Origin of the sequence: uncultured Amnibacterium sp. (assembly GCF_964244015.1) — a bacterium.
GTDB lineage: Bacteria > Actinomycetota > Actinomycetes > Actinomycetales > Microbacteriaceae > Amnibacterium.
In genome coordinates this window covers 1-11,055 of record NZ_CAXTHO010000102.1, presented here as the reverse complement: position 1 = coordinate 11,055, position 11,055 = coordinate 1, and the positions used below count along the sequence as shown (strand labels likewise).

At 72.3% G+C, this 11,055-nt stretch carries 12 protein-coding genes and 1 pseudogene; 6 read left to right on the top strand and 7 right to left on the bottom strand.

Annotated elements, in window-relative coordinates; translation table 11 throughout:
* The first annotated feature begins 159 nt into the window (after positions 1-159).
* From ACFE67_RS11495 to ACFE67_RS11485, 3 genes are all read left to right on the top strand, one after another.
* A complete protein-coding gene (locus tag ACFE67_RS11495) occupies positions 160-834 on the top strand; it encodes a DUF6338 family protein (protein WP_375407015.1) in 675 nt (224 codons plus the stop codon).
* Positions 831-965 carry a hypothetical protein gene (locus ACFE67_RS11490; protein ID WP_375407014.1) on the top strand — a complete coding sequence of 45 codons (135 nt, stop codon included), beginning with the start codon at positions 831-833 and terminating at the stop codon, positions 963-965. The genes ACFE67_RS11495 and ACFE67_RS11490 overlap by 4 nt, the downstream gene beginning before the upstream one ends.
* Before the next feature lie 185 nt (positions 966-1,150).
* Positions 1,151-2,320 (top strand): acetyl-CoA C-acyltransferase, encoded by a 1,170-nt coding sequence (locus ACFE67_RS11485; RefSeq protein WP_375407013.1) that lies wholly within the window; start codon positions 1,151-1,153, stop codon positions 2,318-2,320.
* Between the two features lie 6 nt (positions 2,321-2,326).
* Here the strand turns inward: ACFE67_RS11485 and ACFE67_RS11480 are convergent, their stop codons facing one another.
* The 4 genes from ACFE67_RS11480 to ACFE67_RS11465 all read right to left on the bottom strand — a co-directional run bounded on the left by ACFE67_RS11480 (position 2,327) and on the right by ACFE67_RS11465 (position 4,894).
* Complete coding sequence (locus ACFE67_RS11480; protein WP_375407012.1) at positions 2,327-2,644, bottom strand: MTH1187 family thiamine-binding protein; 318 nt, start codon at positions 2,642-2,644, stop codon at positions 2,327-2,329.
* A gap of 125 nt (positions 2,645-2,769) precedes the next feature.
* Positions 2,770-3,480, bottom strand: a complete 711-nt coding sequence (locus tag ACFE67_RS11475) for an anti-sigma factor (protein ID WP_375407011.1) — start codon at positions 3,478-3,480, stop codon at positions 2,770-2,772.
* A complete protein-coding gene (locus ACFE67_RS11470; RefSeq protein WP_375407010.1) occupies positions 3,467-4,012 on the bottom strand; it encodes an RNA polymerase sigma factor in 546 nt (181 codons plus the stop codon). Before ACFE67_RS11470 ends, ACFE67_RS11475 begins: the two co-directional genes overlap by 14 nt.
* Before the next feature lie 195 nt (positions 4,013-4,207).
* Positions 4,208-4,894: a DUF4397 domain-containing protein gene (locus tag ACFE67_RS11465; RefSeq protein WP_375407009.1), complete on the bottom strand. Its 687-nt coding sequence runs from the start codon at positions 4,892-4,894 to the stop codon at positions 4,208-4,210.
* A 178-nt stretch (positions 4,895-5,072) separates the two neighbouring features.
* Here ACFE67_RS11465 and ACFE67_RS11460 point away from each other — a divergent pair, with 178 nt between their 5' ends.
* Together ACFE67_RS11460 and ACFE67_RS11455 are read left to right on the top strand one after the other, a co-directional pair.
* Positions 5,073-5,519, top strand: coding sequence for a hypothetical protein (locus ACFE67_RS11460; RefSeq protein ID WP_375407008.1), 447 nt, complete (start codon positions 5,073-5,075; stop codon positions 5,517-5,519).
* Positions 5,520-5,585: 66 nt separating this feature from the next.
* Complete coding sequence (locus ACFE67_RS11455) at positions 5,586-6,665, top strand: DUF1266 domain-containing protein (RefSeq protein WP_375407007.1); 1,080 nt, start codon at positions 5,586-5,588, stop codon at positions 6,663-6,665.
* A 33-nt stretch (positions 6,666-6,698) separates the two neighbouring features.
* On the opposite strand, the gene ACFE67_RS11450 is transcribed toward ACFE67_RS11455, so the two are convergent.
* Positions 6,699-8,180, bottom strand: coding sequence for a carotenoid oxygenase family protein (locus ACFE67_RS11450; protein ID WP_375407006.1), 1,482 nt, complete (start codon positions 8,178-8,180; stop codon positions 6,699-6,701).
* A gap of 134 nt (positions 8,181-8,314) precedes the next feature.
* Here ACFE67_RS11450 and ACFE67_RS11445 point away from each other — a divergent pair, with 134 nt between their 5' ends.
* Positions 8,315-9,019, top strand: a complete 705-nt coding sequence (locus ACFE67_RS11445) for a hypothetical protein (protein WP_375407005.1) — start codon at positions 8,315-8,317, stop codon at positions 9,017-9,019.
* Between the two features lie 89 nt (positions 9,020-9,108).
* Here the strand turns inward: ACFE67_RS11445 and ACFE67_RS11440 are convergent, their stop codons facing one another.
* The gene (locus ACFE67_RS11440) at positions 9,109-10,563 is read right to left on the bottom strand and encodes a DUF222 domain-containing protein (protein ID WP_375407004.1); all 1,455 of its coding nucleotides are present in this window, start codon (positions 10,561-10,563) and stop codon (positions 9,109-9,111) included.
* 124 nt (positions 10,564-10,687) lie between these two features.
* A pseudogene (locus ACFE67_RS11435) lies at positions 10,688-11,055 on the bottom strand (HEAT repeat domain-containing protein); the annotation flags it as partial.

Below are 11,055 nucleotides of genomic sequence, written 5' to 3'. Positions count from 1 at the left end.
CACCGCCGAGTGAGACCGTCGCACCTCGGCGTCACCTCCGCCCGATGCGTCGCCGCGACCGACTGATCCCACCTGCGTCACCCGAACGTGCTCGGTGCGCGGTGGGTCGATCAGATGTCGTCGCCGTCGGTCATGATCGTGCCGCTGAACGGAGGACACGTGGACATCCCCACCTCGACTGCCGCGGTAGCCGTGCTGGTCGCCCTGTTCGTACCAGGCCTCGTCTACTCGACGATCCGTGCTTCGTTGACCGGGTATCGCGGTACCGACCGATCGCTCGGTTCTCGTTTCGCGCACGCGGTGACGGTCGGCGTCGTCCTGAACGCCGCGTACCTCGCGCTCTTCGGGCGAGTCGCCTACGAGTCGTTCGGGTTCGATGCCGGGCGCGAGCAGGTTGTCGTCGCAGATCCGGTCGGGGCTGGCCGGACCATCCTCCTCCTCGGTCTCGTCGCCCCCGCCGTCCTCGCCGCCCTTGCACATGCCGTGCCGTGGTGGCGTATCCCTGGGGCGCAGCGGATCATGGACTGGGCGAGCGCGCAGGGCCTGCTGGTCGTGAACCGCGTTCCCACCGCTTGGGACCACGCCGGACACCAGCAGAACGGCGTGTTCGTCCGTGTCACCCGTGCTGACGGAACGATCGTCGGAGGCTTCTACGGCAAGGGATCGTTCATGAGTGGCTATCCCGAACATCGCGACATCTTCATCGCGCAGCAATGGCGCGTCACCGCGAACGGGCGATTCGACCATGTACTGGAAAACAGTGCCGGAATGTGGATCGCGGTGCGCGACGATGACATCCTGGAATGGACTCGACCGGAGGAGGACTCGGCATGAGCACGTCGCACGACAAGGCGGTCGCGCCGCAGGTCGGTCACACCGAGACCCTCGGCTACAGCCCCCAGGCGTCCGTTGCGAACCCGAAGCCTCCTGCCACCACGACCGGAGTCGTCCGCCCGAAGCACTGACGGCTGCTCGCTGCGCTCGCGCATCGACCAGCGGACGGGGCCGAACCCGCTGGTCGAGCCGGCGCCCATCCTCCAGGTGCCTTCGACGCCGCACGGGACAGGAGATGGGCGTGGACGTGCCGCTCGATGCCCTTCTCGGGGGCGCGCAGAAGGCATCCGGTACGCAGGTGCAGGAGGATCGGCGTATGAGTGCCGTCATCGTCGGGTATGCCCGTACCCCCTTCGTGAAGTTCAGCGGCGTCTTCGCCCAGGTGCCGGCCACGGTCCTCGGCGCCCACGCCATCAGCGCGGCGCTCGAGCGCGCGGGCGTCGCGCCGGAGGAGGTCGATCGCGTCGTCGGCGGCCAGGTGCTGCAGGCGGGAGCGGGCCAGAACCCGGCACGGCAGTCCGCGGTCGGCGCCGGCATCCCCCTCACCGTGCCGGCGATCACGCTGAACGCGGTCTGCCTCTCCGGCCTCGAGGCGGTGGCGGAGGGGGCGCGGATGATCGCGGACGGCCGCGCGCGGATCGTCGTCGCGGTCGGCCAGGAGTCGATGTCCCTCGCCCCGCACGCCTGGCCCGGATCGCGGGCCGGCAAGCGGTACGGCTCGATCGAGTTCCTCGACACGATGGAGCACGACGGCCTCACCGACGCGTTCGAGCACCAGAGCATGGGCGCCTCCACCGAGGACCGCAACGCCGACCGGCAGGTGACCCGCGCCGAGCAGGACGCCTGGGCGGCGGAGTCGCACGCCCGTCTCGAGGCCGGGAGCGCGTTCCTCGCCGGCGAGATCGCGCCCTTCACGACGTCGGGCCGGCGCCCGGCGACCATCGCGGCGGACGACGGCCTCCGTCCCGGCACGACCGTCGAGACCCTGGCCGAGCTCCGCCCGGCGTTCGCGAAGGACGGCGGCATCACCGCGGGCAACTCGAGCCAGATCACCGACGGCGCCGCCGCGGTCGTGCTCATGGACGAGGCGCTCGCGCCCGAGCGGGGTGCCGCCGCCGTGGCCCGGATCCTCGCCTCGACGTTCGTGGCGGGCCCCGACGTCTCCCTCCACGCCCAACCCGCGAACGCGGCGCGGAAGGCGCTCGAGCAGGCGGGCCGCGAGATCGCCGAGCTGCAGGTCGTCGAGTTCAACGAGGCGTTCGCCGCGGTCGCGGTCGTCTCGACCCGTCTCCTCGGCGTCGACCCGCTGATCGTCAACATGAACGGCGGCGCGATCGCGCTCGGCCACCCGATCGGCGCCTCCGGCACGCGCATCGCCGGGCACGTCGGTCGCAGCCTCGCGGCGCTCGGACCCGGAAGCCTCGGCGTCGCCGCGATCTGCGGCGGAGGCGGGCAGGGCGCCGCGATCCTGCTGGAGGCGGTGTGACCGGGGCTACTCCCCCAGCGCCGCCTCGAGCCGCTCGAGCTTCCCGGTGATCTCACCGGTGTATCCGGGGCGGATGTCGGCCTTCAGCACCAGCGAGACCCGCGGGCCGTAGGCGCCGACCGCCTCGACCGCGAGCCGGACGACCTCCATCACCTCGGACCACTCGCCTTCGATCTCCGTGAACATCGAGCCGGTCCGGTTCGGCAGCCCCGATTCCCGCACGATGCGGACGGCGGCGGCGACGGCGTCGTGCACGCTGCCGTCGCTGCTCCCTCCTCCACCGGGGTGTCCTCCACTGGGGGCGACCGAGAACGCGATGAGCATGACCCCAGCGTGCCACCCGTCGCCTCCGCGAAGTCCGGGCGGAATCGGACGTTCCGGGCGTCCGCGGACGCCCGTCTGGTCCGATCGCGCCCGCGTTCAGGCGGGCCCGTCCGGGAAGGGCGTCGCTACGACTTCAGCGCACCGCGGACGATCGAGTCGCCGGAGTGCGCAGGGTTCCCGTCGCGCGGCTCGTCGGAGACGTCGACGAGCCGGAACCGGCTGACGTCGACCCCGGCCGGCACGGTGAACGTGCCGCTCGTGCCGTGCAGCAGGCCGAGGCTCACGAGGCGCTTCGCTCCCGCGGTCATCAACCACACCTCGTGGTCGTCGCGGCCTCCGGGCTGCACGGTCGTCGTCACCTGCACGACGTGGCGTCCGTTCGGGAGGCGTTCGAGCACGGCGGTCCCGCTGCTGCCCTGCCACCCCGGGAACGCCTGCAACGTCGCGGTCGCGATCCGCTGCGCGTCGTGCCGCACGGTCAGCAGGCCGATGCCGACCCCGCCGAGGGCGAGTACCGCGGCCGCGACCGCAACGGCCGCGACCACGGTCCTGCGCAGGGGACGGGTCGCAGGGGCGACCCGCTCCGGTCCGGTCATCACGAGGGTGCCGGGATCCCGCGGATCGAGCTGCAGCTCCGCCGCGATGCCCGCCCACACCCGGGGGCCGGGCGTCTCCAGCACCTCGTCGGTGTCGCGCGTCGCCGCGACCGGTCGCGCGAACCGGCGGACCTCGCCTCGGCAGTGCGGACAGCCTGCGAGGTGCAGCCGCTGCGTCGCCGACGCCGCGTCCTCACCCAGGCCGAGGAGGGCGAGCAGTTCGGGGTCAAGGTGCTCCATCGTGCACCTCCAGCCGCTGCCGCATCCGTTCGAGGCTGCGGCGGATCAGGCTCTTGACCGTGCCGAGCGGCATGCCGAGCCGCTCCCCGATCTGCTGGTGCGTCAGGTCGTCGTAGAAGGCGAGCCTGAGCACCCGTTGGGCCTGCGGCGAGAGCCGCGCGATCTCGTCGGCCATCAGCAGGCGGTCACCCAGCTCGACGGTCGGGGCCACGGGCTCCCCCTCCCCCTCGGACGGCATCGGCAGTGCTGCGGTGCGGGCGCGGGCGGTGTGGGCATCCGCGATCTGGCGCCTGGTGATCCCCACGAGCCACGCCGACAGGTTCGCCCGTTCGGGATCGAAGGTCTCGCGCCCACGCCACGCGGCGATGAAGACGCGCTGCGTCACGTCCTCCGCGTCCTGCACGTGCCCGAGGCTGCGCAGTGCGAGCGTGTACACGAGTGGTCCCCAGTCCCGGTAAGCGGTTGCGAGCGCGGCACCGTCGCCTGCACGGAACGCGGCGGCACGGGCGATCGCGTCGGCGTCGTCGTGCATGGGTCGGTCCTCGGTTCGCGATGCCCGCGACTGCTCCGCCCCGGGCATCATCGGCGGGCAGCGCCCGAGTGTAGAGGCGCGGCCGGCCGACCGCAGCGGGGCGGGAGCACACCCATGGGTGCTCCCGCCCCGCTGCTCACTGCTCACTGCTCAGTGCTCAGTGGGAGCGCGGACTGCCGCGCTCCCACTGCCAGCTCAGCTGTTCGTCTTGACCGTCTGCACCGCGACCGTCAGGTTCCCCTGGGCTGCGCTGCCCCAGGCGTAGACGATCGTGTCGGCGTTCTTCTGCACCTTCACATCGGCCGGCCCGATCACCGGAGCCGTCGTACCCGCGAGCGCCACGGCGACCGAGTAGGTCCCGACCGGGAGGTCGGCCTTCGACTGCTTCGGGTTCTTCAGGTTCTTCATCGCGACCGCACCGTTGGCGAGGATGTCGACGGCCGGGGCCGCGGCGTCGTGGCGGACGATGATCCGGCCATCACCCTTCGGAGTCTGCTTGATCGTGTTCAGGTAGGACGTGGCGGTCGGCTTGCCAGCGGGCGTGAGGTGCGCCACGACGGTGTAGCTGCGCGCCGAGTGGAACGAGAGCTTCACCGGCCCGATCACCGGGCTCTTGTCGTTCTTCGCGGTCGCCGCGGTGATCGACACCGTGTAGGTGCCGGCCTTCACGTTCAGCGGGCCGGCGAGGGTGCCGGGCTTGAAGTCGTTCAGGATCCGCTTGTGGTTGAGGTACACGTCGACCGGGGTGTTCGGGACGGCGTGCAGGACGGAGACCTCCGCGGTGTTGCCCGCGAAGCGATGGGGCGCCGCCTCTGCCGGCGCGGCCAGCCCGACGGTGAGCAGGGCGGCGACGGCGACGCCGCTGAACAGTGCTGTGCGCACGTTCGACTCCTTCAGTTCGTGTGGGTCACGGGTCGGACCCATCACCATCACTACGGGTGGCGGGCACTCCGTGGATGCGCGCGAACCTGGCAATAACCTGGGAGGGCAGCGGCATCGTGCCGCTGCTCGCGGCTCCTCCCCCGCAATGCCCCGTGACGCGACCCCCTACCGTCGGAGCATGAGCACCCTGACCGAGGTCGGCGACCGCGCGGGCTGGCGCTGCTGGCTGTGCGACGAGCCGGTGGATCCCGACATGAGCGTCAACGACCCGCGCGGGCCGAGCATCGACTCCGTCACGAGCGACAAGCCGAAGAAGGGCGCCCCCGCGCTGGAGCGCCTCGCGCACCGGTCCTGCAACACGCGCAAGGGCGCCGTGAAGGCGGTCGTCGAGTGGCCGTCGGATCTCTTCGTGATCGATCCCGCTCCCATCATCGCGACAGTGGACCGCCTGTCGCGGAAGGGTGGCCGCGAGGTCGTGGCGCGCTGCCCCGGCCGCGACGACGCCGAGCGGGCCGGGGCCTGGCTCCTCGACCGCCTCTCCCGGCTCGCACCCGACCTCGCCGTGACCACGACGGTCGAGTCCGGCGGCGGGCAGTTCGTGCTGGTGCTCGCGACGACCCGCTAGGTCGGATCGACCACCCTCCGCGGTGCCGCGTCGCGATCTGAGCGCCGCAGGCATACCGTCGTTCCCGTGCTGCAGAACCGGTACGGCGACCGCGCCTTCCCCGTCCGCGACCGGTGGTCGGAGGTCCGGAGCACGCGTTCCGCGATGCAGGCCGCCGATCCCAGCCGGACCGCGCTGCGCGGCGTGCTGTTCGTGCTCCCCGCGATCCTCGCCATCGCGATCGTCTTCGGCTTCGTCATCGACGGCCCGCAGACCGACGCGACCGACCGGGCCGTGCTGGTCGGGTTCGCCCTCATCATCGTGCTCGGCGTGCTCGGCCTGCTGGTCGGCGCGATCCTCGATCGCAGCCTGCCGAGGCGGGAGCAGGAGACGTACTGGCGCCTCTCCGGCATCCCGCCGGTGACCGATCGCCAGCAGCAGCTGCTCGCGCTCGACGGCCAGTCGGACTTCGCCTTCGGCGGCTGGAACTCGACGCTCGACTACGGTCCCGCGGCGCACCGCCTCCCGCTCGACCAGCGGTCGAGGCGGTCCCGGCGCGGTCCGCGGCCCCGCTTCACGACGATGCCGCTGTTCGAGGCGGCGGACCTGCGGGCGCGGCTCGACGCGGACCACAAGATCGCCAGCGGTCGTGACACGGAGCTGTTCGTCGCCGACGCGCTGGGTGACGCGAGCCTCAGCTCCCGCTTCCACGCCGTGCTGCACGGGGAGCACGGCGAGCGGATGCTCGGGCGCCTCTCCTCCCTCACCGGCCTCAGCGAGTGGGATCTGCGCGAGCTCGACGAGCCCGCCGCCGGCCGGCCCGCGCTGCTGCTCTGGGCGGCGGACACCCAGCGCGTCGTCAGCGTCGTCCGGATCGCGCACCTCGCCGACCACATCGACACGTCGACCGCGTGGCGACTGATCGAACGCGCCGCGGAACCGGCCGAGGGGCTCTTCGACACGTGGGACGCCTACTGGGCGAACGTCCGGATCGGAATCGCGTTCATGACCGACCGGCTCGATGCGGTGCAGAACTTCGACGACTCGCTCTCCGCGTTCCGGGTCAGCGAGTGGCCCGCGGCGCATGTCGCGTTCCCCGCCCGACCGGTGCCCGAGTGGCTCCCCCGCTTCACCGGCACGGAGGAGCGCCCGGTCGACGAGCGCTGATGCGACCGGCGCGAGGACCCGGCCGGCTACCACTCAGGCGGGCAGCCAGTTGCCGTGGAAGCCGTGCGGCACGCGGACCGGGAGGTGCACCTGCGCGACCGACTCGAGCGACGCCGCGTCCAGCAGCTCGAGCCGGTCGGCGCCCGTGACGCCGTCGTGCACGAAGCCCATCAGCACGCCGTCGTCCTCCGCGGCGTCGGGCGAGCGCGGGACGAACACGAGCTCGCCCACCTCCGTGCCGGCGCCGAGGCTGTGCGACTCGGTCGAGCCGGCGACCAGGTCGTGCTTCAGGATGCGGTCGTCGACGGTTCCCGTGCCGTCCGGCGCGAGCCCGGAGGCGTAGCCGTAGCGGTACGGGCGGCCGATCAACCGCTCGTCGATGCGCGGGAACTCCTGCTGCCGGTCGTCGACGGTCGTCTCGATCGCACGGCCCGTGCCAAGGTCCAGCCGCCAGCGGGTGAGCCGGGTGCTCGACCCCTCCGGGCCGCGGTCGTTGTCGGCGAACACCTCGTCGTACCGCACGCCGTCGACGACCACCGCGACGGGGCGGCCGTCCGCATCGACCTCGTCGTAGGCGCCGAGCACGTGGAAGGCGAAGCACTGCGGGATCTCGAACCAGCGCACGGCTGCGCCGGCGGCGCCGCGCGGCAGCACACCGAGCCGGCTGGGGTGGTCAGGCGACCAGCTGTAAGGCATGTCGCCGTTCCGCAGCCGGCTGGCCGCCAGGTCCGCGAGACGCCCGCTGGCCGGCACCCGGCCGATCAGCTTGGCGGCGACGCGTGCACCCGGCTCGATCATCCGCTCTGGCACTCCGACGGCCCGCATCGCACGGGGCAGGTCGAACTCGATCGGCAGGTCGAGCACGACGACGTGCCGCTGGGTGAGCCCCATGTCGTGCACGAGCGGGCTGCCGGACACCGGCACGTCGACGACGCGTCGCGCGCGACCGCGGACGTCGAAGACGGAGTAATGCACGAACCCGGGGTGGTCGAAGCGGTACGAGATCGCGTGCAGCTCCCCGGTCGCCTGATCGAGCTTCGGATGCGCGGTGTACCCGCCGGGCAGCGTGCCCTGGAAGGTCCACGACCCGATCGTCTCGAGCTCGTCGGTGAGCGCGTAGCAGGTGCCGCCCGCCTCCACCAGGGCGAGGGTCGCGCCCGCGTGGCCGATCACGGTGGTGTTCGCGGCGACGCTGACGCCGGAGGAGGAGGGCATCGGCTCCCCCAGTGCCTTCGCGGCGTCGCGGGAGCGCACCCAGCGGTTGCGGTACCACTCGGCGCGGCCGCCGCGGAGGCGCACGCCGTGCACCATCCCGTCGCCCATGAAGTAGTGGAAGGTCGCCGGATCGACCGCACCGATCGGGTTCGGGCCGTTGCGCACGTACCGCCCGTCGAGCCATTCCGGGATCGCCCCGGTGACGCGCAGCCGCGTCTCGGTCGTCTCGGTCTGGACCGGGTCGTAGGCACCGCCGGTCATGATCGGACGGTCGGTGCCGGTCGGGGCGCTGGAGGTCACCGCCAGACCGTACGTTCGCAGGCTGGACGCGCCGAACGGACCTCGGCGCTCCTCCGGAGCCCGCCGCTCGGCCTGGTGATCACGATCGACGCGGCGTCGAGAGCGCATCCGGCCCGGAGGGGCAGAGTGAGCCGGTGACCGATCCTCGAGAACCGGAGACGATGCAGTCCCTCCTCGACGACCTCCGTCGCCGGCTCTACCGATCCGACGCGACCGAGGACGATCTGCGGCGGTACATCGAGGAGCGCGGGCCCGGGGCCGAGGTGCCGCAGCAGCCCGAGCAGAGGACGTCGTCGCGGACTCCTCGCCACCTCGTGCTCGGTCTCGTGCTGGGAGCCCTGCTCGCAGCCGGGGCGTCCGTCGCGGTCGCTGCAGAGCTCAGCGCATCATCGGAGGAGGCCGCACCCGCCTCCCGCACCGCCCCGAGGGAACTGCGGGACAGCGTGCTGCGTGCCGTGGACGGACCGACGTCGGTGCCGGTGTCGATCGCCGGGACCGCTGCGGTCGGCCAGCGCTTCCAGGGGCACGGCGACGCCGTCGTGCAGCTCGACGCACCGGAGGGGTCGGACCACGGCGGGCGGGCCTCGGTCGAGATCACCTCGGCCGACCCGGATCGCGTCGGCTGGCGCGCGCTGCTGCGCATCGACCGGAACGACGGGAGCTCGTACCCGTACGTTCTCGCGGAGGGTGCGGCCGAGGACCGCTCGGGAGCACACGCGCCGACCACGTTCGCCTTCGCGAGCCGACCGCTCACCCACGTCGCCGTCGAAGCGCCCTCCGGCATCGGGTGGACCCTCGTCGTGGCATTCACGAACGAGATCGTGCCCGTCCCACGCTGATCGACCCTCGACCCTCCTGGTCTCCGCTGCATCTGACCTCGGCATCCGTGGTCGCGCTGTAACTGAACCCGCGCGGCGGCACGCCCAGGTCATGCGGCGCGCGGCCGTGCCCACGGGTTGCGGTCGGGATCGTGCTGCCGGCGAAGCGCATCGAGCCGCGGATCTCGCAGCAGGCCCGACTGGCGCCGATGATGGTCCTGCGGCGGGCCCCTCCACCACTGCGGCACGATCCACAGATCGTCCTCGTGGCTCACGATCTTCACGGAGGAGTGCTTCGCGTGGATCAGATGGTGGTGGTAGCTGCACAGCATGATGCCGTTCCCGATGTCCGTCGGGCCGTCGTCGCGGGAGAACCACTCGGCGTGATGCGCCTCGAGGAACGGTGCCGGCGTTCGGCACCCCGGGTACTGGCAGCGACCGCCCGCCGCGACCATCAGCGCCTTGCGCTGGGCGGGGCTGAACAGCCTGCGGGAGCGGCCGAAGTGCAGCGGTTCTCCGTCCGTGCCGACCACCAGGAGGCGCGTGCCGCCGGTGCACATCCGCTGCTCGACCACGGGGATCGGCAGGCCCGCCAGCACTCCCGGCGTCCAGCCCTGGCCCCGCTGAGCCTGCAGCTCGGCCGCGGTGATCGTCACGACGGTCTCGTGCGTGACCTGGGTGGCGACGTCGACCTGCTCGGCCTTCGCGCCGGCCTCGAGCGTCTCGAAGAGCGTGTCGTAGTCCTGCTGCGCTCGGGAGCGGGGATCGTCGTCGCCGCCTCCTCCGGCGGCGCTGGCGTCCTCGCGCCACTCGCCGCCCGTCGTCTCGGCGTCGTCGTCCGAGCCGGGTTCCGTCCGGACGAGCGGCACGCCGCGCCTCCGGGATTCGAGCAGCTCCTGCAGCATCGCGAGGTGCTCCGGTGTGAGCACCAGCGATGCCCGGGTCGTGCCGTCCGCGAGGGTGCGACCGACCTGCAGGGCGCGCTTGCGCCGCTGCGCCGCCTCCTTCGGCTCGGCCCCGTCGGGATCGAGGATCTCCGCCCATGCCGCCGCGAGGTCCCGGACCTGCTCGGTGTCGTTGACCATCGCCGCATCGGTCAGCTGGACCACCATGCCCTCGATCTGCGCCATCCCGACCCGCTTGCTGATCGACTTGCAGGTGTTGATGATGACCCTGGCGGATTCGAGGCCGACCAGTCCGGACACGAGGGCTGCTGCGAGCGGCGCGTACCGGCCGGGCAGCGGCTCCTGGGACAGCGAGCGCTTCGGGGCGAGAGCGGACCCGAGGCCGACGCGGCGCTTGGCCTCGTTGTGCCCGATCCGGCACACCTGCTGCACCAACTCGGCACCGTCTCGCGCACCGGAGGCGAATGAGAGGCGATCCTCGCCGAGCCCCGGGCGCGAGCGGTGCTCGACCTCGGCGGCGCCGGCGATGCGGAGGCCGTCGACGATCCGGCCGAGCTCCTCCACCGCAGCGAGATCCGCGAGGACCTGCTCATCGGATGCGGTCGGGAACGTCTGCTGCACGGCGCGAGCAGCGGCGATCACGGCTCGCAGCTCGGGCATCGGTTCCATGCTCGGATACAACCACGGGGGTCCGACAGCGGCTCGGTGAAATCATTGCTTGAGCAGGGTGAATACGTCGCAGAGTGCAGCACGTCGGTTCGCCTTCAGCGAACCACTCGCAGGCTCAGGACGCGGAGTCGTCGGGTATCGGCCCGAGCGCGGTGCGCTGCGCCTCCTCGACCGCGGAACGGAAGTCGACCTGCACCCCGTCGAGCATCAGCAGGGTCGCGGCGGCGTGCACCCGGACCGCGAGCGTCCCGGAGGCCACCGCCCGTTCGAGCGGCGTCCGGGCGTCCTCGCCGAGGTCGACGAGCGCGCGGCTGAGGCTCCGCCAGCACTCCCGGTCCCGGCACCCGAGCTCGGTCGCGAGGTCGTCGGCGAGCGCCGACCGCTCCCCCACGGGCGTCAGCACGACCGCCGCTCTCCACGCCGCCCGGGCGACCTCGTCCTCCTCGTCGTGCAGCAGTGCCGCGGTCACGGCCGGTCGGGCGC

Bases quoted from the DNA above. Each gene is read 5' to 3' on its own strand.
- ACFE67_RS11460 (WP_375407008.1), top strand. From the start codon at position 5,073: ATGAGCACCCTGACCGAGGTCGGCGACCGCGCGGGCTGGCGCTGCTGG.
- ACFE67_RS11485 (WP_375407013.1), top strand. From the start codon at position 1,151: ATGAGTGCCGTCATCGTCGGGTATGCCCGTACCCCCTTCGTGAAGTTC.
- ACFE67_RS11470 (WP_375407010.1), bottom strand. From the start codon at position 4,012: ATGCACGACGACGCCGACGCGATCGCCCGTGCCGCCGCGTTCCGTGCA.
- ACFE67_RS11440 (WP_375407004.1), bottom strand. From the start codon at position 10,563: ATGCCCGAGCTGCGAGCCGTGATCGCCGCTGCTCGCGCCGTGCAGCAG.
- ACFE67_RS11475 (WP_375407011.1), bottom strand. From the start codon at position 3,480: ATGGAGCACCTTGACCCCGAACTGCTCGCCCTCCTCGGCCTGGGTGAG.
- ACFE67_RS11480 (WP_375407012.1), bottom strand. From the start codon at position 2,644: ATGCTCATCGCGTTCTCGGTCGCCCCCAGTGGAGGACACCCCGGTGGA.
- ACFE67_RS11490 (WP_375407014.1), top strand. From the start codon at position 831: ATGAGCACGTCGCACGACAAGGCGGTCGCGCCGCAGGTCGGTCACACC.